Raw genomic sequence first — 21,593 nt, 5'->3', positions numbered from 1 at the left:
CTTTGGCCCGGCTAAAGCGCCAATAGCGGTGGATCGACCGGGGTGGTCTCAACCGCCTTGAAACATTCGGTCCGCAAATCGTAGCCCCAGGTTTCGTCGTCCGCGCAATCGGGCCAGATGTCATGTTCAGTCCAGAACTGGGCGAGTCCGAGCCGCGCGCACAAGATGGCAAAGCGCGGGTCCTGGCGGATTGCGGAAAAGTCCTTGAGGAATAGAAGCAAGCTGGCATTGGCCACAAAGTCAGGGAACATATCGGAATGCATATTCAGGGAGATGGGCAATTCGGCGATAAGATCATGGGCCTCGCTCGGCGATGCGAACCTTGCAAGGTATATCGCGGATCCCAGATCGAATCCCCCACTTGCTCGCAGCCGCTGACGGATATCGCCAACTAATCTTGCCCATTCGCCTTGTTCATCGTCGAGTATCGCCTTGGCAACCACCTCTTGGTAGGCATATTCACCCAAGGGATGACGTGCGAGATTCTCCGGCTCCAGCAGTTTGCGAACCAGCGGCTTGTCCTTCATGATCGCAGCGCAATTGAGGAGTGCGGCCAGCACATGATAATCGTCCGGATTGCGCCCATATTCGGCCAGTAGCTTGGTTCTCGCCTCGTCCAGATACCCAGCGTAGTAGAGGCAGCTTCCCGCAAAGGTCGAGTACGGCAAATCGTCCGGGTCGAGTTCTGCGGCATGGGCTGCGTAACCACATGCATCCTTCATCCGACCAATCAGGATGAGATGCCACGAGTAGAAGAAGTTGAAGACCGCTGTATTGCTGGCTTTCCCGGCCATAGCCGCCAGGATTTCAAAGCGGCGCTCATACGCCCCAACCGGAGAAACCAGTTGATACTCGGCAGAATGGGCATGGAGGTCGTCGGCATCAATTGCGCGGGCACGAGCGATCGCTTCCCGGGCATTGTTCATGATCCGTGGCCACTCTTCGACCGGCCTCACCATACGATAGAGCGCATAGCTGCTGGCCAGCTTGCCCCAGGCGGGCGCATACCCCGGGGCTTCCCGGGTCACTCGCTCAAGCAGAGCAATCTGGACGTCATTGTGGATCCGTTGCCGGCTCACCTCAATCGCGCGTAGGTAAAGATCGTACATCTCGGGCGAAATCTCGCCGCGTTCCTGGTGAGTAAATTGCAGTTCCATCCGCTCGGCAATCGCTTCCGCAATTCGGACTTGCGTGGAAAGCAGATCGGTCACCCCCGCATCGAAGTTTTCCGACCAGAGTGTTTCGTCCTGCGTTACATCCAGCAAGTGCGCAGTGATCCGGACTTCATTGCCCAACTTACGAACCGAGCCATCGAGAATATGGCTGACCTTGAGTTCGGAAGGTGCCTTGGCCTTTGCCTCCCCGCGGAAAGAAAAACTGGAGAGCTTGCCGATCGTCGGGATGTCGGTTCCGCGCGATACGACCGAAAGGATCTCCTCGCTGATCCCGTCCGAGAAGTAGTCCATATCCGGATCGGCAGACAGATTGTCGAATGGCAGTACTGCCAGTTTGTTTCTTGCCTCTTGAAGGCCACTGGTTGGTAAGCTTGCGGGCCCAACCTCTGTCTGCTCCGCATTCAGCCGGTACCCTTTTCCATAGACTGCAGTGATGGTGCCGTGCGTGTCGCGGTCCCCCAAGGCGATGCGTAACTCGCGAATAACCGATGTTAGCGCGGCATCACTGACGGCCAGGCCTTCCCAAACCTCCTCAAACAATTCGTCCTTGGTGACCAATCGGCCATTGGCACTCAGTAAGGAAGATAGCACGCCGAAGGCACGCCCACCGATATGGATGGGACCTTGAGGGCCGAGCAAGCGGCGATCTGACGGATCGACGACGTAATCGCCGAATTGGATGGGTGAGGGATCTTCTCCCATGCAGCGTCCTTAGCAAATTTCTCGAAGTCACGCGAAACCTGAATTCTGGAAAGATTCTGAGACAGGATCTTTCTGCTCTCTTCTCAAGATGTTTGCGCAGGCCAGCCCTAATCAGAGTCCATCGAAATCAGCCAGCCGATGGAGCCAGCCATGATCCGCATTACTGCCCTTTTTGCACCTTTCGCTGCATTGCTCGTAGCGCAGCCTGCAGCCGCACAAACCAACCAGGCAAGCCTGAGTTACGATACAGCGGAGCTGACTACGCCCGAAGGCGCGAAGGCCGTCTACAAGCGCATCGCAGTCAGTGCCAAGCACGCTTGTGAGGTGACAACGCCGCTGCTGAAGCGTGACCAGTATCGTTGCCAGCGTGAGCTTACAGGCCAGCTGGTGGAACAAATCCGCAGCCCCATTCTCTTGGCCCTGCACGAGGCTACCGATCCGGTAGTCCGTTTGGCCAAAGCCGACTGACGGAAAACTCTTCTCTTTCAAAGTCGGTCACTAGTGCCCCGGCAGGTTCGCTTGCCGGGGTTTTTTCTTCGCAAGGCTGATGTAGTATGGACGCATGACTACACCGATCGACTTCTTCTTCGACCTATCCAGCCCATGGACCCGGCTCGCCTTTCGCAATATCGGCCCCGCGCTGGAGGGGCTGGACACGCATATCACCTGGCGACCATTCCTGGTCGGCGGTGTGTTCAATGCGGTGAACCAATCGGTCTATGCCGCGCGCACGGATGAGAACTCGATCAAGCTCAAGGCGAGCTGGCAATGGCTCAAGGAATGGGCCGAACTGGCGGGTGTGGCGATGAACTTCCCGTCACCTCACCATCCGCTCAAATCGGTCAACCCGATGCGGATGTGCTGCGCGCTGGAGGATGATCAGGTGACGCTCGAACGCTTCGCCGAGGCGGCATTTGAGGCCTATTTCAACGCGCAGCGTAATCTCGACGAGATGGACGAACTGGTCGCTGTCGCTGATGCGTGCGGGTTGGACGGCACGGCTTTGGCGGAACAGGCCACATCACAGCCAATCAAGGACCGCCTGCGCGCCAATACCGAGGAAGCGATTGCGCGGGGTGCCTTCGGTTCACCATCGATCTTTGTTCGCGCACCGGACGGCAACGAGCACATGTATTTCGGCAATGACCAGCTGCCGCTGGTACGCCAGCGAGTGGAGGCTCGGGCGAAGTAGGGCGGGTCGGCGCTGCGCCTCTGCCCCTCCCAAAACGAATATGCCCCGGCCTATTGCCCGAAGCGGAAGAGAATCTGGAGGCCGCCACCGAGATCGGGGCTGCCATCCGACAGGCCGGTATAGCCATAGCCCTGGAGCCGCAGCGCATCGCTGAGCTTGTAGGTTACCGATCCGGTGATCTCGCTGATATCCGATGACGTTTCGGTCGATCCCTGACGGTAGTCGTAGTCGAGACCCAGCATTACGCGGTCTGCGTTGACATAGACGCCCGCGCCGCCAAGCCAAGCGTCGCGCAGGTCGAACAGGTCGCTCGAACCATTGAAGCGGCGACCGCCGTAGGCAGAGACGCTGACATCGCCAAAGCTGTGAAGCAGTTCACCCTGTGCGACATAATCGGTTGTGCCGGTACCAAGAGACTTGGCTTCGGATGCCGTCGGCAGCTTCACCTTGCCGACCGCGTCGAACCAGGTGGAATCGCCGATGCCGAGCGAATAGCCCGCCGTAACCCACAGATCCCCGATCCCGCTGCGTGAGGAGACCGCGCCGCCAGGATTGTTCACCCCGCCGCCATCGCCGGGAATGACGCCGTCAGGGCCTTCCACATCGAGATAGGAAATCGACGTTTTCACATACCAGTTGTCGGCCTGATATTTGAGTGTGACCGGTATCGCCAGAAAATCGGTATCGACCGTGTCGCCATAATCGCCAGACGAATAGTCGAACCCGGTGCTGACCTGGACGTAGTCATCGTCGGCCTGGGCCGGTGTTGCAACGAGACAGAGCGCTGGCAATGCCGCCAGCAATACTGGTTTGAGTTCCCTCATGGTATTCCCCTGAATGTGTCTTTTCTTCAGGGCCGCGCTCTCCCTTGTTGGAAATCGCGCGGCCTGGATTATATTGCGTCCCTGGGGCTTATGGCCGGCCCGGCTTTTCAGGCTTTTCAGGCTTCTCTGGCTTTTCCGGTTTCTCCGGCTTTTCCGGCTTCTCGGGTTTCTCCGGCTTCTCAGGTTTCTCCGGGCGCTCGGCGCGATCGGCCTTGGCAACACGATTGCGCTCGAATTTCTCGGCGTTGCGATGGCCGGAACGATCGTGCTCTACGATTGCACGCTCGCCATCGACCTTGGTGATTGTGTGTACAATGCCGGAAGGTGTTTCGACTGTCTGGACGAAGCCCACGGTTGCAGTTTCGAACACCAAGTTGCCGTTCTCGTCCTCAAGTTGGACCCCGTCTTCGCCGAGCACAGGGATCGGGTCGCCGTTTTCGTCGAGAACGTCCTCGACAAGCTCTTCACGGGTGACGATCGCGCCATTCGAAGTCTCTTCGGTTTCGGCCTCTGGCGTTTCCGGAGTATCGCTGCCGTCGCTGCCAGTGCCGTCATCCTGTGCATGTGCAACTGCGCTCAGGCTCAAAACTGCGGCAGATGCTGCTACAAATAGTTGTCTCATCTCAATCCCTTCCATGTGCGGGCATTCCGGGCGCCGCGTGGCGCCATTCAGCTGCACTCCTGCTGAACCAGACTTAAATGAACACTAATTGCCAAGGTTACCGCGATCAGCGGAAGGCTCGCTGCGATCAGTGGAGATGCGAAGGCTGCCTTGCCTATCGAAGGTTAATCGCCCTCTGCAAAACCCACGAAGCGGGCCGCCTCGTCGACGCTCTTGCGCGTGATATAGACCTCGTTCGCAGGGAAATCAGGATCGGGCCAGCCCATCGCGACCGCTTTCATGATCACCTGGTCGTCCGGAATGCCGGCATGTTCGCGAACCACAGGACTTTGCATGATACCTTGCGAATTGATCACGCAGCCGAGGCCGCGCGACCATGCCGCGTTGACGAGCGAGGTGGTCGCTGCGCCGCAATCAAACGGCGTATCGTCGCTGCCTGACAATTCCTTGTCATAGGTGATGATGACGCAAACGGGGGCGTCGAACTGGCGAAAGCCGCGCAGGACCCAGTCCTGCCGCTTGTCCTTGTCGTCGCGCTTGATGTCCATCGCTTCGAACAGCTGGATAGCGCAGCCGACCTGGCGGTCGCGGTGTACACCCGCGAAAGGCTCGCCGCGGCGGAACTCGCGGCTGTCCGGAACCCCGGCGAGGATATTCTCGGTATTGCCCTTGCGGATCCGGTCGAGCGGCTCGCCGGTGATGACATGGAAGTGCCATGGCTGGGTGTTCATCGAGCTCGGCGAGCGGATTGCAAGCGAGACAACCTCCTCGATTACCTCGCGCGGAACGGGCTTGTCGAGATAACCGCGGATCGACCTGCGTCCGCGCACGACTTCTTCGTAAGTTTGGTCCTTGTCGCCGCCCATTATTGTATTCCCTGATAAGGTTTCGACAGCTTGCTAGCGCAGCGAGGGCTTCAAGCAAAATACGCTAGGGAATGGGATACGGAAAAACGCTCAATCTGGCGTAAAGTAGGGCCGGTCACCGGCGATTGTTACGCGTTCCATGACTCGGCGCGCGGGGAAGTAGTCCGATACGGCAAGGTGCTGGCACACGCGGTTGTCCCAGAACGCGATCGATCCATTCTGCCAGCGGAAGCGGCACTGGATCTCGACGTCCCACGCCGTCCGATAGAGGTGCTCCAGCACCCATAGACTCTCTTCCTTGGACAGCCCTTCGATATGCGAAGTGAAGCCGTTGTTGACGTAAACCGCCCGTTCGCCCGTTTCCGGATGCGTGCGGATCACCGGATGGCGCATCGGAGGATACTTCTCGTGCAGCTCCTCGGGCGACTTGTTCAGCCGTTTGGCGAAAACCCGGGCGATATCGTGCACTGCTGTCAGCCCTTCGCAGAAGTGCTTCATCTGCTCGGAGAGCCGCTCATAGGCGAGGTGCATGTTGGCAAACAGCGTATCGCCGCCGACCTCGGGGACTTCATGTGCATAGAGGATCGAGCCGAGCGACGGGCATTCGCGCCAAGTCACGTCCGAATGCCAGTTGTTCTCTTGCCCGCGGCTCTTTGGACCATGGGCAATGCGCAGGACTTCGGGATTGGGCTGGTCCTTCGGCGTTGCCGGATGCACTTCCAGTTCACCGAAATGGCGCGCGAAAGCGATGTGCTGTTGCTGCGTTAGGTCCTGATCGCGAAAGAATATCACGCCGTGCTTGAGCAGGGCGGCACGGATCTCGGGGATGCGCTCGGCTATGTTGTCCGCACCCAGATCGATATTGAGGATTTCGGCTCCTATCGCTGGCGTCATCGGACGTATGTCGAGCGATCCGGTATCGAGCTGCGCTTTGTCAGCGATGGTGGCCATCAATCTTCTCCCTCTGTTTGCGAGATTAAACCTCGCCGTATTGCCCGTCCAGATAGGCATCGCGCAGGTGGAACTTCTGGACTTTGCCGGACCCGGTCATGGGATACTCCTTGACCTGCACCCATACGGCCGGGGATTTCTGCGCTGCAAGTAATCCGCGGCAGTGCGCTTTGAGGGCTTGCGGATCGAATGAGCCGCCTTCCGGCACCCGCACGAAAGCGGCGACAATCTCGCCCCATTTCTCGTCCGGCAGGCCCACGACAGCAACCTGGGCGACGTCGGGATGTTCGAGCAGGGCGTTCTCGATCTCGACCGGGAACAGGTTCTCACCCCCGCGAATGATCATTTCCTTCACGCGCCCGGTTATCGTTACGAATCCCTGGCTATCCATCCGGCCGAGATCGCCCGTATGCATCCAGCCTTCGGCATCTACGGCCTCGGCTGTCGCTTCAGGATTGTCATTATAGCCGGACATGACGTTGTAGCCGCGGGCACAGATCTCGCCGACGGTATCGAGCGGCATGACTTTGTTTGTCTGCGGATCGCGGATCGACACTTCGACCTGCGCGAAAGGCTGGCCGATGGTCTCGGTCTGCTTCTCCATCGGATCGCTATCGCGCGTCCCCGTGAGCAGCGGAGAAGTCTCTGTCATCCCGTAGCCATTGGTGAACTTGCACCCGAAGCGATCCTTAACGCGCCGGATCAGCTCCGGTGACACCATTGAACCGCCTGCTCCGATCACATCGATTGATTTCAGGTCACGCGGATTGGCGTCGTCAGCCTCGAGCATCATCATGTACATCGTCGGTACGCCGTTGATCATGGTGATCTTTTCGGATTCGACGAGCTGGTTAGCGAGGTTCGGCTCGAACATCGGAGGCACCACGATCAAAGCGCCGCCCTGGCACGCGCCCAATACGGACACTGCACATCCGGTGGTATGAAACAGCGGAGCAGCCAGCAGGCCGACACCATGCAGATCCATTCCCACACGCTCGTAGGCATGGCGCGAATTGTTTGTCAGCCCGTAGTGGTGAAGCAGCACGCCCTTGGGGAAGCCCGTGCTTCCCGATGTGTATTGAATCTGTGCGATATCCTGCGGTTTGACCTGCGGTATGGCGCTCTCAAGGTCGCCTTTAGAAAAAAGGGCGTTCTCGTCCTGCATATCGACAATTTCGCGGATCGCCGGATTATCTGCGGCCACCTTGCGCGCGATTTCCGCCATCGGATTGCCGCGGAAGCTTTCGACGATGAACAGTCCCACTGCTGAGGACTGTTCGGCTACATAGGCCAGTTCGCGCGGCTGGTAGCCGGGATTGGCCGTGACGAGGACTAGCCCGGCGAGGCCGAATGCATATTCGCACAGGATCCACTCGGGGATATTGGGCGCCCAAATGATGATGCGCTCGCCAGGCTCGTAGCGGGTCAGCAGCTTTTCCGCGAGGCGCGTCGAATCCGCCAACAGTTCAGAGAAAGTCCAGTTGCGCCCGATCGCACCGTCCTCGAACGCTTCGCGCATAGCGGGCATGTCTGGCCAGTTTGCGGCGGCATCGCTCAAGGCAGAGCCAACGGTTGTGTCACGCAGATCGAGATCGTCCTGCGCGGGGAAGTAGCTTTCAGTCAGTTCGACCTGGTACATCGGTCCTCTCCATCAAGGCCCGATGCAGGCTCTGCGGCCCGTCGGCGGGCGGCAGCAATCGTCTTATGCGGCTTTGCGCAGTTCCAGCTCGAGCCGATCCCAGATTTCGACCAGTGCGCTAGTCAGCTCGTCCATCATCGCTTCGGTGTGGGCAGGGCCTGGGGTGAAGCGCAGGCGTTCGGTGCCGCGCGGCACGGTCGGGAAATTGATCGGCTGGACGTAGACGCCGTATTCGGCGAGCAGGATGTCGCTGATCTTCTTGGCGCGAACCGGATCGCCGACCATGAGCGGCACGATATGAGTGACGCTGTCCATTACCGGCAGGCCGGCATCGCGCAGCTTCTGCTTGAGCATGGCAGCGGCGGCTTGCTGCGCGTCGCGTTCCTCGCTCGAATTCTTGAGGTGCTTCACGGCAGCTAACACGCCTGCGACCAGGACGGGCGACAGCGAGGTCGTGAAAATGAAGCCGGGCGCATAGCTGCGGATGCAATCGATCACGCGCGTATCGGCCGCGATGTAGCCACCCATAACGCCGAATGCCTTGCCCAGCGTGCCTTCGATGATGTCGATCCGGTCGGCCGCTTCGTCGCGTTCGGAAATGCCGCCGCCGTGCTCGCCATACATTCCCACTGCGTGGACTTCGTCGATATAGGTGAGCGCGTTATACTTCTCTGCGAGGTCGCAGATCGCATGGATCGGTGCGACGTCGCCATCCATCGAGTAGACGCTTTCGAAGGCGATGACCTTGGGCGTGTCGTGATCTTCCGCCGCGAGCAGCTCTTCAAGATGCGCCATGTCATTGTGACGGAATACGCGCTTCTCGCAGCCCGAATTGCGGATACCAGCAATCATGCTGGCGTGGTTGAGTTCGTCGGAGAAGATCATGCAGCCGGGCAGCAGCTTGGCGAGCGTCGAAAGCGTTGCGTCGTTCGAGACATAGCCGCTGGTGAACAGCAGCGCGCCTTGCTTCCCATGCAGATCGGCCAGCTCGCGCTCCAGCTCGACATGGAGGTGGGTGTTGCCGCCGATATTGCGGGTGCCGCCCGATCCTGCGCCGACATCGTGCAGCGCTTCTTCCATCGCCTCGATCACTTTGGGGTGCTGGCCCATGGCAAGATAATCGTTCGAGCACCACACCGTGATCGGCTTCGGGCCATTGTGCCCGGCAAAGCAGCGCGCATTGGGGAACGCACCCTTGTTGCGCAGGATGTCGATGAAGACGCGATACCGGCCTTCTTCGTGCAGGCGATCGATCGCTGAATCGAAGATCTGGTTATAGTTCACTTGCGTCACTCACGAATCTGCGCCGGCCCTCCCGGCAAATTCGCCCTGCGATCTAGGCAATTAAGTTGCGTTTTGCCACCGCGATCTTTGCGAACGATTCGCAGGTAAGAATATGGTTTTCGCTGGGGAATTTTTCACAGATCAAAGGGGGGCAGCGGGCCTTCGTCTTCCTTACGCCAGAACTCGGACCGGACGGATTCGATAAATGCGACGATCTCGACCCGAATGGCTCGCCACACCGCCCGCTCTTCGTCGGCATCAGCCGGTATCGTCTCGAACAATACAGCCAGCACCGCATCCACCAGGCCGATATACCAATGCGGCCCGACCTCCAGCGTGTCCTGGTGATGACAAATCGTCGTGCCTTGCTCGACCTGGGTAGGGGTTGGATCGGCCGCCCACTGCATTAGCAGGAATACCGTTTCGGCTACCATTCTGCCCTCCAGTTCGGGCACGTTGTCGAGACCGTGATAGGCAAAGGATGCCCGCGCCCCGGGGCAAATACGATAGTAGTGTTCGATCACTTGCCGTGTGATGTCGCCCTGTTCTTCGGCCAGCCGGGCGAAACTCGTTTCGGCCAAGGCGCCGCGATCGCTCATCTAGAAACCTTCGAGTTGCTCGATCCCATGCGCGGCAAAAGCGCGAGAAAGCTGCTTGAAATCGCCCGGATCGCCGGTCGTGACCGCGCGATCAGGACCGGATCGCTCGAACACCTGCCCGTCGGTCAGGAAAGCGACGCGCCGCGCGATTCCGGCCGCTCCGTGCACGAAGTTCACATCGCGGCCGATCGCCTTGCCCAGCTCCTCTTCCAGCAGCGGGAAGTGTGTGCAGGCGAGCACGACGGTGTCGATCTCGTCGCCATGCGGCTGGAGCAGCAGGCCTTTGGTCTCTTCGGCGACCGCATCGATCGAGACATCTTCTCCGCGCATCTTGGCTTCCGCCAGATCGACCAGTCCGTGCGCGCCGTGCCGCAGCAGCTTCATCCCGCCGGCAAATTCCTGCTGAAGATTGTCGACATAGGCCTGGCGGATGGTCGCCTTGGTGCCGAGCAGGCCGATCACGCCGCTCTTGGTCATTCCGGCGGCGGGCTTGATCGCGGGGACTGTGCCGACAATCGGGATTTCCAGCACATCGCGAACCATGCCCAGCGCAATAGTGCTGGCGGTATTGCAGGCAATACAGATCAGGCGCGGCTGCCAGCGCTCCGCCATGCGGCCAAGCAGGCCGGAGACGCGCGCGGCAATCTCGGCCTCGCTTTTCTCGCCATAGGGCAGGCCGGCCTGGTCCGCGGCATAGATCACCGGCGCATCGGGCAGCAGCTTGCGCAATTCGCTCAGCACAGTGAGGCCGCCGATGCCGGAATCGAACAGCAGGATGGGAGAGTTGGCTTGCATTGCGCTCGCCCTAAAAGCATTTACCGTCTTTCGACAAGCTCGCTGCGAAAGGGTAGGGCAGAATCCATGGAAGCACTTCTCGCGGGCCTGCTCGGCTATTTCATCGGATCGATCCCCTTCGGTCTGCTGCTGACCAAGGCGGCAGGTATGGGCGATGTGCGCAATATCGGCAGCGGAAACATTGGCGCGACTAATGTGCTGCGCACCGGCAACAAGGGGCTGGCGGCAGCGACGCTGTTGCTCGATCTTGCCAAGGGTTTCCTGCCAGTGTGGATTGCGAGCCAGCTGTGGAGTGGGCCTCCGGACGCTTTCGCGGCAGGCGCCGCGGTGCTGGGGCATTGCTTCCCTGTCTGGCTGGGCTTCAAGGGCGGCAAGGGTGTCGCAACCAATGCGGGCGTGAGCTTCGGCCTCGCCTGGCCGATCGGGCTGGCTTACGCGCTGGTCTGGCTCAGCACTCTTGCTATTTTCCGCATCTCCTCGCTCGCCGGGATGGCGGCGGTCGTCGGGGCCGCAGCGGCAGCGCCTCTGTTGGGCTATCCGGAGTATTTCCCCGTACTGGCGGCGATTGCCGGGCTAATCATCTACCTCCACCGCGCGAATATCGCGCGGTTGATGAAGGGTGAGGAGCCGCGCGTGGGCGGCAAGAAGGACTAGCCACCTTACAGGAGCTTAACTGGACTGCGCGCGCCGGCTCGGCTGCGATGCAGCGATGGAAGCAGCCACTCTTTCGCAGGACGAGGCCTTTGCGCGAATCCGTTTGCTGCGTTCGCCCAATATCGGTCCGGTATCCTACGCGCAGTTGCTCGCGCGGTTCGGCTCGGCGGCGCAGGCGCTGGAAGCCCTGCCTGATCTGGGCAAGAAAGGTGGACGGCGATATCGCGCCGCGTCCGTCGATCGGATCGAGCGCGAGGTGGCAGCCGTGCGCAAGGCAGGCGCGAAATACCTCTTCCATGACCAGGCGGATTATCCCGCGCGGCTCAGCCAGCTCGAAAGCGCGCCGCCGATCCTGACCTGGCGCGGCGATGTATCGCTGGCGCACAAGCCGTGCGTGGCGATGGTGGGTGCGCGCAATGCCAGCGCCGCAGCGGTCAAGCTGGCTCGCGAGTTTGCCTCCGAGTTGGCGGGGGAGGGCTTCACGGTCGTCTCCGGGCTGGCGCGCGGAATCGATGGAGCCTGCCATGAGGGGGCATTCCCCGCGACCATCGGCGTGATCGCCAGCGGGATCGACATTGCCTATCCGCCGCAGCACGAGCAGCTGCAGGAACGGATCGCCAGCGAGGGCCTGCTGCTTGCCGAGCAGCCTCCCGGCACCGAACCGCGCGGCAGCCACTTCCCCAGCCGCAACCGCATCATCGCTGGGCTAGCGGCGGGCACGCTGGTGGTGGAGGCTGCGCCCAAGTCCGGCTCGCTCATCACTGCAAGGCTTGCGGGCGAAGCGGGCAGGGAGGTGATGGCGATCCCCGGCAGCCCGCTCGATGCGCGCTCACATGGTTGCAACCAGCTGATCCGCGAGGGCGCGGTGCTGGTGCAATCGCCCGAGGATGTGATTGAGCTGCTGTCGGATTTCGATGGCAACCCGCGCTCAAGCTTTCGCGAAGACGGCGCGACGTTCGATTACCTGCCGGAAGAATTTGCGGAAGCCGAACCGGCCGAGATCGGGGACCTGCTCACCACCGCGCCCATCGCGGTCGACGAGCTGGTCCGGCAATCGGGCGAGAGCCCCGCCGCCGTGCAGCTTGCCCTGCTCGAACTGGAGATCGCCGGTCGGCTGGAACGCCATGCGGGGGGTAGGGTCTCGCTAACCACTTGACACCATCGAATCCCCCGCACCACTCTCGCGCGTACGTACACACGTAAGGATTCACTCACCGAAATGCAGCTTGTCATTGTTGAATCGCCGGCCAAGGCGAAGACTATCGAGCAATATCTGGGCAAGGACTTCAAGGTCCTCGCCAGCTATGGCCATGTCCGCGATCTCCCTCCCAAGGATGGCTCGGTCCGTCCGGACGAGGACTTCGCGATGGACTGGGAGCTCTATCGCGACAAGCAGAGCCGCTTCAAGGAAATCGCCGATGCGGCGAAGAAGGCCGACCGGCTCGTCCTCGCAACTGACCCTGACCGTGAAGGTGAAGCGATCAGCTGGCATGTCCAGGAGCTGCTGAAGAAGCGCAAAGCGCTGCCCGCCAAGGTCGACCGCGTGACTTTCAATGCGATAACCAAGGCTGCCGTGACCGAGGCGATGGGGCGCCCGCGCGAGCTCGATACCGACCTGATCGATGCCTACCTCGCGCGCCGCGCGCTCGACTACCTTTACGGCTTCACGCTCTCGCCGGTGCTGTGGCGCCGCCTGCCAGGCGCGAAGAGCGCGGGCCGGGTGCAGTCGGTCGCGCTGCGGCTGATCTGCGAGCGCGAGCACGAAATCGAGATCTTCAGGCCCGACGAATACTGGTCTGTCATCGCTAAGCTCGAGCATGACGGCACCGCCTTCGATGCGCGATTGGTGCGCTACAATGGCGAGAAGCTGGAGAAGCTGACGCTGGGCAACGAAGGCAGCGCCATGGCGGCCAAAGCTGCCGTAGAAGATGCGCGCTTTACGATCGAGGAAATCGAGACCAAGCCGCTCAAACGCAATCCCGCGCCGCCGTTCACGACCTCGACGCTGCAGCAGGAGGCCGCGCGCAAGCTTGGCTTCTCCGCCAGCCACACCATGCGCTGCGCCCAGAAGCTCTACGAGGCGGGCTCGATCACCTACATGCGGACCGATGGCGTTCAGATGGATAGCAGCGCGATCTCGGCCTGCCGCAAGGCCATTACCGAGCGCTACGATGGGCATTACCTTCCCGAAAAGCCGCGCATGTACCAGACAAAGGCGAAGAACACGCAGGAAGCGCACGAGGCGATCCGCCCGACCAGCTTCATGCGCGATTCGGCCAGTGTGGGCGATGAAGCCAAGCTGTACGATCTGATCTTCAAGCGCGCGATGGCGAGCCAGATGGCCGCCGCCTCGCTCGAACGCACCACCGTTACCCTGCGCGATGGAACCGGTCAGCACGAGCTGCGCGCGACCGGCCAGGTGGTGAAGTTCCCCGGCTTCCTCGCGGTCTACCAGGAAGGCTTCGACGACAAGTCCGATGACGATGACGATGGTCTGCTGCCGATCATGCACAAGGGCGATAGTCCGGCGAAGAAGGCGGTCGACGCGAACCAGCATTTCACCCAGCCTCCGCCGCGTTATTCGGAAGCTTCGCTGGTCAAGAAGCTGGAAGAGCTGGGCATTGGTCGTCCATCGACCTACGCTTCGACGATCCAGACGTTGCGCGATCGCGATTACGTGCGGATGGAGAAAAGCCGTTTCTTTGCAGAGGAATCGGGCCGTCTCCTGACAGCGTTTCTCGAACGTTTTTTCGAACGTTACGTCGGCTATGATTTCACAGCCGAGATGGAAGAAGAGCTCGACGATGTCTCGGGCGGTCGCGAAGAGTGGAAGAAATTGCTGCGCGCCTTCTGGCAGGACTTCAAACCCAAGACCGAAGAAGTGATGGAGAAGAAGCCTTCGGAAGTGACCGAGGTGCTGGACGAATACCTCTCCGATTTCCTATTCCCTCCCAGCGAGGACGGCACAGATCCGCGCATGTGTCCCATGTGCCGCGACGAGGGGCGCGAAAATGGACGGCTGGCGCTGCGCGGGGGCCGCTATGGCGCTTTCGTCGCCTGCGCCAATTATCCCGAATGCAAATACACCCGCCGCTTTGCCCAGCCGGGCGCGGACGGCGAGGAAGGCGGCCAGGACGGCATGATGGGGACGCATCCCGAAACGGGCGCGGAAGTGCACCGCAAGTCGGGCCGGTTCGGGCCCTATGTTGAAATGGAAGTCGACGGCGAGAAGAAGCGCGCCTCAATCCCCAAAGACCTTGACGATTTTGATCTCGAATGGGCGATCAAGCTGCTCGGCTTGCCGCGCATCATTGGCGAGCATCCGGAGAGTGGCAAGGAGATCGAAGCCGGGCTGTGGCGCTATGGCCCGGCGGTCCGCCATGAGGGGACGTACGGGAAGCTCCAGTCAACTGCCGAAATCTTCGATATCGGGATGAACCGCGCGGTGGACCTGCTGGCGCAGTCAAAGGCCCGCAAGGGAGGGGCGCGCGGCAAGGCGGAGCCGATCAAGACGCTCGGCGCGCATCCGACTAGCGGCGGCGAGATCAAGGTGATGCCTGGCCGCTATGGGCCTTACGTCACCGACGGGTCGACCAATGCGACCATCCCCAAGGACGTGAAGCCCGAAGATGTGACCGAGGAACAGGCCGTCGCGCTGATCGACGCCCGCGCAGCGAAAGGTCCGCCGAAAAAGAAACGCAAGAAGGCGGCTCCGAAAAAGAAGAAAGCTCCGGCCAAGAAAAAGGCGGCGGTGAAGGAGTGATGGCGAAGGAGCGGTTCGAGCGTCACAAGCAGCCGTGGAAGGCGGAAGAGGCGGGCCAGCTGCGCACGCTCGCTGCGAAGGGCCATGGCCTCAAGCAGATCGCCAAGGCGCTCGGCCGTAGTGAGGATTCAACCAAGGATTTCGCCAAGAAAAACAAGATCGCAATCGCGAAAAAGCGGTGAGGAAATCCTCCCTGCTTTTGATGCAGTCACAAGTGGGGAGGTGGCAGTCGCGTTAGCGACTGTAGGAATGGGGACTCACAGTTCCCATGCTTCCCGTGTAATCCAATAAAGATACACATCGACCGGACCGCGCTTCTCGTTGCCGGCGGCGGATACGATCCCCTCGCGGGTCATCCCGAGGCGTTCACACACAGCAAAGGAAGGAGGGTTGGCAACTTGCGGTGCAGAGCACACGCGGTTCAACTCGAGCGTGCCAAATGCTTCATCGAGTGCGGCGCTCGCGGCTTCGGTCGCATAGCCACGTCCCCAAACATCGGGATCAAACCGCCAGCCAACCTCGACAGCAGGGAGGTGATCGGGAAGGAAGTGCGGGATCGATAGCCCGGCATATCCAATCGTTCGTCCATTCGCCTTTTCGCTCGCCACCCAGCAACCAATTCCATACTCGTGCCACTCTCTGGTCTGGGTTTCGACGAAACCTTCGGTCTCTTCGGTAGAAAAGCCGCGTCCATAGGGGAATTCCCAGACAGCGTGTTTGGCAAAGATAGGTGCGAGCATTGCGGCATGCCGGAGCTCAAATCGCTCCAGTAGGAGGCGTTCGGTCTCAACGTTTCGAAGAGGCGCAGCTATTGCAGGAGCGTGATTGGGCATGATCGTGAACCTTATCTGACCCAGTCCAGCCCGATTTCCTCGTAGATTTCCTTGTCGTCGGCCCAGCGCTCGTCGACTTTGACGTGCAAATAGAGGTGCACCGGGACGCCAAGAATCTCGCTTAGCTCCTTGCGCGACGCTTCCCCGATCTCCTTGATCCGCCGTCCGCCCTTGCCGAGCACGATTGGCTTCTGGCTATCGCGCGCGATCACAATTTGCTGGCGCACTTCCACGCTGCCATCGGGCCGTTCGGTATAGCTTTCGTGGCGCACGGCTGAATCGTACGGCAGCTCTTCATGGAGCTGCTGGTAGAGTTGCTCGCGCGTGATCTCGGCGGCCAGCAAGCGTTCGGAGGCATCGGAAACCTGGTCTTCGGGATAGTGCCACGGGCCTTCGGGCATCAGCTTGGCGAGCGCTTCCTTCATATCCGCCACCCCATCGCCGGTCAGTGCGGATACGAAGTAAATCTCATCAAATTGCGCTTTCTCAGCCAGCTCCTGCGCCAGCGCCAGCAGCGGCTCTTTCTTCGAGATATCAACCTTGTTGAGCACCAATATCTTGCGCTCGGGCCGCCCCGTCAGTTGCTCGAGCAGCGGGGTCAGCTCATGGCGGCGCTGCTTGACCGGATCGACCACCAGCAGCACCGCGTCGGCGGCCTGCGTGCCTTCCCACGCGGCGCTCACCATGGCCCGATCAAGCCTCCGGCGTGGGGCAAAGATCCCCGGCGTATCGACCAGGATCATCTGCGTTTTCTCGTGAATGGCGAGCCCCATCAGTCGCGCGCGAGTGGTCTGCGCCTTGGCGCTGGTTATCGCGACCTTCTGCCCAACGAGCTGGTTGACCAGCGTCGATTTGCCCGCATTGGGCGCGCCGATCACGGCCACCACGCCGCATCTTGTTTTTCCGGTTTCGCTCATGCGAACTGCTCCATAAAGGCTTTGGCGGCAGCCGTTTCGGCTTCCTGCTTACTTGATGCGGTACCCTCGGCTTCACCCACCTTGTGGACTGAAACGCGCACGGTGAATTTTGCGGCATGGTCGGGGCCGGACCGGTCGGTCACTTCGTAGAACGGCGGCTTGCGCTGGTTGCCCGCAGCCCATTCCTGCAGCGCGCTCTTGGGGTGCTTCTCCTGCCCGGCACCGCTTTCGATCATCGGCAGCCATAGCTTGCGGATCAGGCGATTGGACCGCTCGAAGCCGTCCTGAAGAAATTGTGCGCCGAGCAGTGATTCCATCACGTCCCCGAGGATGTTTGAGCTGTCGGCGCCGCCATCATTGCGCGCCTGCTTCGAAATGCGGATATGTTCAGGGAGCCCGATCCTTCGCGCGACGACGGCGCAGGAATCGCGGCTCACCAGCGCATTGAGCTGGCGTGATAGGGTGCCTTCCGGCCCAAGATCGCGCTCGAACAGCCATGAAGCGATGGACAGGCCCAGCACCCGGTCACCGAGGAATTCGAGCCGCTCGTAGTCATGCGCTTCGTCCATGCTGCCATGGGTAAGCGCTGCCAGCCACAAATCCTCGTCCGCGACAGTGAACCCGGTCTGCCCGAGCCACGCCTTTGTCTCCGCTTCGAGCGTGCTCACAGGGTGGTTCCCAGCCTGTCCCAGCGCGCTGCGGTGAACCAGGTCCAAGGCAAGAGCCAGCTGGATGATCCATCGGTCGACCACATCAGGATGGTGGCACGGCCGACCAGCATGTCCTGCGGCACGATGCCAACCCCGCCGCCCGGCATCGCGGGCACGCGCGAATCCTGTGAATTGTCGCGGTTGTCGCCCATCACGAACAGCTGCCCTTGCGGAACGATGACCGGCCCGAAATTGTCGTTGAGATCCGGCCCGAAATCGAGCACTTCATATGTAGCGCCCGATGGTAGCGTCTCGCGGAACCGCGGATAGGCGCAGACCGCATTGCCCTCGGCATCGCGGGTCTCGAACTGGCTGCGTGCGCAGGCGGTATTTGCGCTGACCGGGATTATGAAGTCGTCGATCCGCTCCTTGGGAATGGGCTCGCCATTGAGGATCACAACGCCATTGCGCACGGCGATACTATCGCCGGGAAGGCCGATCACGCGTTTGATGTAGTCGACCTCGTCGATTGGGTGCTTGAAGATCGCCACATCGCCGCGTTCTGGCTCGCTGGCGAAGATGCGGCCCGGGATCAGCGGCGCGCTGAATGGCAGCGAATGCTTGGAGAAGCCGTAGGACCATTTCGAGGCGAGCAAGTAGTCGCCGTTCATCAGGCGCGGAAGCATACTTTCCGAAGGAATCGAGAAGGGCGAGAAGATGAAGCTGCGGAAGATCAGTACCACGGCCAGCAGCTTGAGCAGGAAGACGAAGAAATTGTCCTCCTTCTTCGCTTTCTCCGGCGGCCAGTCCGCGTTGGCGGCTGGCGCGCCTGCCGCTTCACCCTGCAGTTCGTCCGTCACAACAGTTTCTTGCTTTTCATCCATGCGGGGTGCCTCTACCCGCCTCGAATGCACCACGAAAGGATTTTCACGTGAGCGATGCGGTCGCAGCAGCCTGGAAGGCGATTGGACTCCACAAGGACCCCACCTTGCAGGATTTATTCGCTGCGGACCGGGACCGCGTCGAGAAGCTCTCGGGCCGGATCGACTGGGGCGAAGGCGATGGCGCAGGCGGAATTCTCCTCGACTGGTCGAAAACACACCTGACCGACGGCTTGCTGGCGGATTTCGAAGCGCTGGCGCTGGCATGCGAATTTGACGCCAAACGCTCGGCTCTGCTGAGCGGAGAGGTAGTGAACCCGACAGAAGCGCGCGCGGCGACGCACACTGCCCAGCGCGGAGTGGGCAGCGATGCCGATGTCGAGGAAGCAGCGGCGCTTCATCGGCGGATGCAGATGCTGATCGAGGCAATCCACGACGGCGCGCTTGGGGAAGTCAAACACCTGATCCATATTGGCATTGGCGGCTCGGCGCTAGGACCGGCGCTGGCAGTCGATGCGCTCACCCGTGATCTCGCGCTGGTCGATGTGCATGTCGTCTCGAACATTGACGGCCTGGCGCTGGAGCAGGCCTTCGCAGCATGCGATCCAGCGACGACCCTTGTCGCGGTGGCCTCCAAGACTTTCACCACAATCGAGACGATGACCAATGCCGCATCGGCGCTGGCGTGGCTGGAAGATAACGGAATCGACGATCCGGTCGGGCGTGTTGTTGCGCTCACTGCATCGCCGGGGAAGGCGGTCGAATGGGGCGTCGATGAGACGCGCGTTCTGCCGTTTCCTGAAAGCGTGGGTGGGCGCTATTCGCTGTGGTCTTCGATCGGTTTTCCGGTAGCCATGGCGGTCGGCTGGGAGGAGTTTGCCGCGATGCTTGATGGCGCGCGGGCAGTGGACGATCACTTCGCCAGCGCTCGGGGCCGCGATAATCTGCCGCTACGTGCAGCGTTTGCCGACCAGTATTATTCGCGCATCCGCGGCTGCCAAACGCGTGCGTGTTTTGCCTATGACGAGCGGTTGGCTTTGCTGCCTGACTATCTCCAGCAGCTTGAAATGGAGAGCAATGGCAAATCCGTGACTGCTAAAGGCGAACCTGTTTCGGGCCCGACAGCGCCCGTTACATGGGGCGGGGTGGGTACCGATGCGCAGCATGCCGTATTCCAGCTGCTGCACCAGGGTACGCACTTGATCCCAGTCGATTTCGTTGCCGCGATCGCACCCGGAGACGATCTCGATCCGGCGCATCACCGCATCCTGCTGACCAACTGCTTTGCTCAAGGCGCGGCGCTGATGGCGGGCGGAAATATGGCGAGCGACGGGAAAGACCTCGCGCGCGCATTTCCCGGCGACCGGCCCAGCGCGACGATGCTGTGTGATGATCTCGACGCGGCTGCGCTCGGCGCGTTGATCGCTTTCCACGAGCATCGGGTATTCGCGAACGCCGTGCTGATGGGGATCAATCCCTTCGACCAGTTCGGGGTCGAGCTGGGCAAGAAAATGGCCAAGGATATTGAGGGCGGCGGCGGTGATTTCGATCCGAGCACGCAGGCGCTGCTGGCAGCGGCAGGGGTCATTTAAGCTGGGCATGTGAATGCAGCTTTCCTGCTGTTGCGCATTTTTCCGACGCTATCTCCGAGGCAGCAAAAATCATATTGCTGAGCGAAAAACCGTCTTCTACCGACTGCTGTGACTGCAAAGGAAAACAGGGGTCATTCTTCCATGAATCGCAAATACAATTTCGCTCGGATTCCGGCGGCGATCCTGCTCGCCTCTACTGCTATGGCATTGGCCATTTCACCGGCACACGCAGACGCAACTGCGGAATGTAACGTTAACCAGGGTCCGGACGAGACAACCGGGACTTCCGACGATGGGTTGGAGTGCGGCGTGGGCGCAGTCGGAGGCAGCTTGAGCGGCGGCAATGCGGTCGCTGTCGGGAATGATGCCTCGGCTCAGGCGGATAATTCGGTGGCGGTTGGTGGGAATACCGTGATCACCGAATTTGCACAGGGCGCAGTTGCGATTGGCGGCTTTGCCACGGCCACCGAAGTCGGCGCCATTGCGATCGGCGGCGGCACGGATTCGATTGGCACAAACGCGGCCCAGGCGCTGGCAGGCGATGCAATCGCAATTGGCAGCAATGCCCAGGTCCCATCAACCGCTGGCCTTTCGATTGCGATCGGTAGTTTTGCCAGTGTGGGGGCCAACTCAAGCTTTTCACTTGCCATCGGACCAGCTAGCTCGGTTGCTGATAATGTTTCGGGAGCGGTGGCGATTGGTGGAGGATCAATCGCTACCGAAAGTGATACCGTTTCGGTTGGTTCTTCGGGTTCGGAACGCCGGATCACCAATGTCGCGGCACCGGTCAATGCGACCGATGCTGCCAATAAGTCCTATGTCGATGCAGCGGTTGCAGGCGCCGGAGCCGGCGGAGACTATGTAAAGGTCAATTCTGCCGGCGCAGCAGCGAATGCCAGTGGAACTGACGCTGTGGCAATCGGCAGCTCCGCCAATGCGGAAAGCGACGCCGTTGCGGTCGGACTTGAAGCCACGGCAACCAGTTCCTCTGTCGCAATCGGAGCATTGGCCGATGGCAGTGGTGACCTTGCGGTGGCGGTCGGCTGGAATACCACTTCGACCGGCGTGAATTCGGTGGCCATGGGTGTTAGCGCAAGCGCAGCGGGATCGCAGGCAACCGCCATCGGTGGCTCAAGTATCGCAAACGTCCTGCGAGGGACAGCCATTGGCAACAATGCGCAGGCGGCCGCGACTAACTCAGTTGCATTGGGCGCAGGGTCGATCGCATCGCGCGAGAACACCGTTTCAGTTGGCAATAATGATTTCGGTGGCAATCGCCAGATTACCAATCTCGCACCCGGCACGCAGGGAACCGATGCAGTCAATCTCGACCAGTTGAATGCGGCAGTCGGCAATCAGGCCCAGAACACCGCGGAGCTGACGCAATTTGCGTCGAATAGCGGCTTCGAAGCAACAGCCAGTGGCGGGGGTGGCTTGGCTGCAGGCGGGAATTCTAGCGCTGCCGGCGATGTATCCGTTGCGCTTGGCTTTGACGCATCGGGCGGCGCTGCTGGAGCAATTGCAATCGGATATCAGGCAGACGCGGTGAGCAATGCGTCGATCGCCTTGGGAGCCCAGACCAGCGCTTCTGGTACTTTCAATACGGCAGTGGGTTATCAGGCTTCTGCGACCGGTTCGACGCAGGCGAGTGCGT

The 21,593-nt window shown here is 60.8% G+C and carries 21 protein-coding genes; 8 read left to right on the top strand and 13 right to left on the bottom strand.

Annotated features, from left to right (window positions below):
- Positions 1-11: 11 nt before the first annotated feature.
- A complete protein-coding gene (locus ACEWMW_RS13580) occupies positions 12-1,877 on the bottom strand; it encodes a winged helix-turn-helix domain-containing protein (protein WP_409414493.1) in 1,866 nt (621 codons plus the stop codon).
- A 150-nt stretch (positions 1,878-2,027) separates the two neighbouring features.
- Here ACEWMW_RS13580 and ACEWMW_RS13575 point away from each other — a divergent pair, with 150 nt between their 5' ends.
- On the top strand, positions 2,028-2,345 hold the full coding sequence (locus ACEWMW_RS13575; RefSeq protein ID WP_409414492.1) for a UrcA family protein: 318 nt from the start codon (positions 2,028-2,030) through the stop codon (positions 2,343-2,345).
- Between the two features lie 94 nt (positions 2,346-2,439).
- The gene (locus ACEWMW_RS13570; RefSeq protein WP_409414491.1) at positions 2,440-3,069 is read left to right on the top strand and encodes a 2-hydroxychromene-2-carboxylate isomerase; all 630 of its coding nucleotides are present in this window, start codon (positions 2,440-2,442) and stop codon (positions 3,067-3,069) included.
- A gap of 50 nt (positions 3,070-3,119) precedes the next feature.
- Here ACEWMW_RS13570 and ACEWMW_RS13565 read toward each other — a convergent pair whose 3' ends face one another.
- The 8 genes from ACEWMW_RS13565 to murI all read right to left on the bottom strand — a co-directional run bounded on the left by ACEWMW_RS13565 (position 3,120) and on the right by murI (position 10,649).
- A complete protein-coding gene (locus tag ACEWMW_RS13565; protein WP_409414490.1) occupies positions 3,120-3,893 on the bottom strand; it encodes a transporter family protein in 774 nt (257 codons plus the stop codon).
- 88 nt (positions 3,894-3,981) lie between these two features.
- Complete coding sequence (locus ACEWMW_RS13560; RefSeq protein ID WP_409414489.1) at positions 3,982-4,515, bottom strand: hypothetical protein; 534 nt, start codon at positions 4,513-4,515, stop codon at positions 3,982-3,984.
- Between the two features lie 164 nt (positions 4,516-4,679).
- A complete protein-coding gene (locus tag ACEWMW_RS13555) occupies positions 4,680-5,381 on the bottom strand; it encodes a nitroreductase (RefSeq protein ID WP_409414488.1) in 702 nt (233 codons plus the stop codon).
- 90 nt (positions 5,382-5,471) lie between these two features.
- On the bottom strand, positions 5,472-6,332 hold the full coding sequence (locus ACEWMW_RS13550; protein WP_409414487.1) for a TauD/TfdA dioxygenase family protein: 861 nt from the start codon (positions 6,330-6,332) through the stop codon (positions 5,472-5,474).
- Between the two features lie 25 nt (positions 6,333-6,357).
- Positions 6,358-7,971, bottom strand: a complete 1,614-nt coding sequence (locus ACEWMW_RS13545) for an AMP-binding protein (protein WP_409414486.1) — start codon at positions 7,969-7,971, stop codon at positions 6,358-6,360.
- A gap of 63 nt (positions 7,972-8,034) precedes the next feature.
- Positions 8,035-9,255 (bottom strand): 5-aminolevulinate synthase, encoded by a 1,221-nt coding sequence (gene hemA / locus ACEWMW_RS13540; protein WP_409414485.1) that lies wholly within the window; start codon positions 9,253-9,255, stop codon positions 8,035-8,037.
- 134 nt (positions 9,256-9,389) lie between these two features.
- Positions 9,390-9,854 carry a hypothetical protein gene (locus tag ACEWMW_RS13535; protein ID WP_409414484.1) on the bottom strand — a complete coding sequence of 155 codons (465 nt, stop codon included), beginning with the start codon at positions 9,852-9,854 and terminating at the stop codon, positions 9,390-9,392.
- Positions 9,855-10,649: a glutamate racemase gene (gene murI / locus ACEWMW_RS13530; protein WP_409414483.1), complete on the bottom strand. Its 795-nt coding sequence runs from the start codon at positions 10,647-10,649 to the stop codon at positions 9,855-9,857.
- Positions 10,650-10,715: 66 nt separating this feature from the next.
- Between murI and plsY the strand changes: the two genes are divergently transcribed.
- From plsY to ACEWMW_RS13510, 4 genes are all read left to right on the top strand, one after another.
- Positions 10,716-11,303: a glycerol-3-phosphate 1-O-acyltransferase PlsY gene (gene plsY / locus ACEWMW_RS13525; protein WP_409414482.1), complete on the top strand. Its 588-nt coding sequence runs from the start codon at positions 10,716-10,718 to the stop codon at positions 11,301-11,303.
- Positions 11,304-11,358: 55 nt separating this feature from the next.
- Complete coding sequence (gene dprA, locus ACEWMW_RS13520; protein ID WP_409414481.1) at positions 11,359-12,459, top strand: DNA-processing protein DprA; 1,101 nt, start codon at positions 11,359-11,361, stop codon at positions 12,457-12,459.
- Between the two features lie 63 nt (positions 12,460-12,522).
- Positions 12,523-15,066 carry a type I DNA topoisomerase gene (gene topA / locus ACEWMW_RS13515; protein WP_409414480.1) on the top strand — a complete coding sequence of 848 codons (2,544 nt, stop codon included), beginning with the start codon at positions 12,523-12,525 and terminating at the stop codon, positions 15,064-15,066.
- Complete coding sequence (locus tag ACEWMW_RS13510) at positions 15,066-15,248, top strand: hypothetical protein (protein WP_409414479.1); 183 nt, start codon at positions 15,066-15,068, stop codon at positions 15,246-15,248. Before topA ends, ACEWMW_RS13510 begins: the two co-directional genes overlap by 1 nt.
- Before the next feature lie 75 nt (positions 15,249-15,323).
- Here the strand turns inward: ACEWMW_RS13510 and ACEWMW_RS13505 are convergent, their stop codons facing one another.
- The 4 genes from ACEWMW_RS13505 to lepB are packed head-to-tail and all read right to left on the bottom strand — an operon-like array spanning position 15,324 to position 18,350.
- Entirely contained in the window at positions 15,324-15,899 is a 576-nt protein-coding gene (locus ACEWMW_RS13505; RefSeq protein WP_409414478.1) for a GNAT family N-acetyltransferase, read from the bottom strand.
- Between the two features lie 11 nt (positions 15,900-15,910).
- The gene (gene era, locus ACEWMW_RS13500) at positions 15,911-16,816 is read right to left on the bottom strand and encodes a GTPase Era (RefSeq protein ID WP_409414477.1); all 906 of its coding nucleotides are present in this window, start codon (positions 16,814-16,816) and stop codon (positions 15,911-15,913) included.
- On the bottom strand, positions 16,813-17,484 hold the full coding sequence (rnc, locus tag ACEWMW_RS13495) for a ribonuclease III (RefSeq protein WP_409414476.1): 672 nt from the start codon (positions 17,482-17,484) through the stop codon (positions 16,813-16,815). The genes era and rnc overlap by 4 nt, the downstream gene beginning before the upstream one ends.
- Positions 17,481-18,350: a signal peptidase I gene (lepB, locus tag ACEWMW_RS13490; RefSeq protein WP_409414475.1), complete on the bottom strand. Its 870-nt coding sequence runs from the start codon at positions 18,348-18,350 to the stop codon at positions 17,481-17,483. Before lepB ends, rnc begins: the two co-directional genes overlap by 4 nt.
- 47 nt (positions 18,351-18,397) lie before the next feature.
- On the opposite strand from lepB, the gene pgi reads away from it, so the two are divergent.
- Positions 18,398-19,939, top strand: a complete 1,542-nt coding sequence (pgi, locus tag ACEWMW_RS13485) for a glucose-6-phosphate isomerase (RefSeq protein ID WP_409414474.1) — start codon at positions 18,398-18,400, stop codon at positions 19,937-19,939.
- 141 nt (positions 19,940-20,080) lie between these two features.
- Positions 20,081-21,593 (top strand): YadA family autotransporter adhesin (locus tag ACEWMW_RS13480; protein ID WP_409414473.1); only part of this gene is annotated, 1,513 nt, incomplete at its 3' end.

Origin of the sequence: Litorerythrobacter xanthomarinus, from assembly GCF_046254955.1 — a bacterium.
GTDB lineage: Bacteria > Pseudomonadota > Alphaproteobacteria > Sphingomonadales > Sphingomonadaceae > Qipengyuania_C.
The sequence above is the reverse complement of the archived record's forward strand: the minus strand, read 5'-3'. Positions and strand labels throughout refer to the sequence as shown.

What these genes read in the sequence shown, in the direction of transcription:
- ACEWMW_RS13580 (WP_409414493.1), bottom strand. Translation starts at nt 1,877, where the DNA reads ATGGGAGAAGATCCCTCACCCATCCAATTCGGCGATTACGTCGTCGAT.
- ACEWMW_RS13575 (WP_409414492.1), top strand. Translation starts at nt 2,028, where the DNA reads ATGATCCGCATTACTGCCCTTTTTGCACCTTTCGCTGCATTGCTCGTA.
- ACEWMW_RS13570 (WP_409414491.1), top strand. Translation starts at nt 2,440, where the DNA reads ATGACTACACCGATCGACTTCTTCTTCGACCTATCCAGCCCATGGACC.
- ACEWMW_RS13565 (WP_409414490.1), bottom strand. Translation starts at nt 3,893, where the DNA reads ATGAGGGAACTCAAACCAGTATTGCTGGCGGCATTGCCAGCGCTCTGT.
- ACEWMW_RS13560 (WP_409414489.1), bottom strand. Translation starts at nt 4,515, where the DNA reads ATGAGACAACTATTTGTAGCAGCATCTGCCGCAGTTTTGAGCCTGAGC.
- ACEWMW_RS13555 (WP_409414488.1), bottom strand. Translation starts at nt 5,381, where the DNA reads ATGGGCGGCGACAAGGACCAAACTTACGAAGAAGTCGTGCGCGGACGC.
- ACEWMW_RS13550 (WP_409414487.1), bottom strand. Translation starts at nt 6,332, where the DNA reads ATGGCCACCATCGCTGACAAAGCGCAGCTCGATACCGGATCGCTCGAC.
- ACEWMW_RS13545 (WP_409414486.1), bottom strand. Translation starts at nt 7,971, where the DNA reads ATGTACCAGGTCGAACTGACTGAAAGCTACTTCCCCGCGCAGGACGAT.
- ACEWMW_RS13535 (WP_409414484.1), bottom strand. Translation starts at nt 9,854, where the DNA reads ATGAGCGATCGCGGCGCCTTGGCCGAAACGAGTTTCGCCCGGCTGGCC.
- murI (WP_409414483.1), bottom strand. Translation starts at nt 10,649, where the DNA reads ATGCAAGCCAACTCTCCCATCCTGCTGTTCGATTCCGGCATCGGCGGC.
- plsY (WP_409414482.1), top strand. Translation starts at nt 10,716, where the DNA reads ATGGAAGCACTTCTCGCGGGCCTGCTCGGCTATTTCATCGGATCGATC.
- dprA (WP_409414481.1), top strand. Translation starts at nt 11,359, where the DNA reads ATGGAAGCAGCCACTCTTTCGCAGGACGAGGCCTTTGCGCGAATCCGT.
- topA (WP_409414480.1), top strand. Translation starts at nt 12,523, where the DNA reads ATGCAGCTTGTCATTGTTGAATCGCCGGCCAAGGCGAAGACTATCGAG.
- ACEWMW_RS13510 (WP_409414479.1), top strand. Translation starts at nt 15,066, where the DNA reads ATGGCGAAGGAGCGGTTCGAGCGTCACAAGCAGCCGTGGAAGGCGGAA.
- ACEWMW_RS13505 (WP_409414478.1), bottom strand. Translation starts at nt 15,899, where the DNA reads ATGCCCAATCACGCTCCTGCAATAGCTGCGCCTCTTCGAAACGTTGAG.
- era (WP_409414477.1), bottom strand. Translation starts at nt 16,816, where the DNA reads ATGAGCGAAACCGGAAAAACAAGATGCGGCGTGGTGGCCGTGATCGGC.
- lepB (WP_409414475.1), bottom strand. Translation starts at nt 18,350, where the DNA reads ATGGATGAAAAGCAAGAAACTGTTGTGACGGACGAACTGCAGGGTGAA.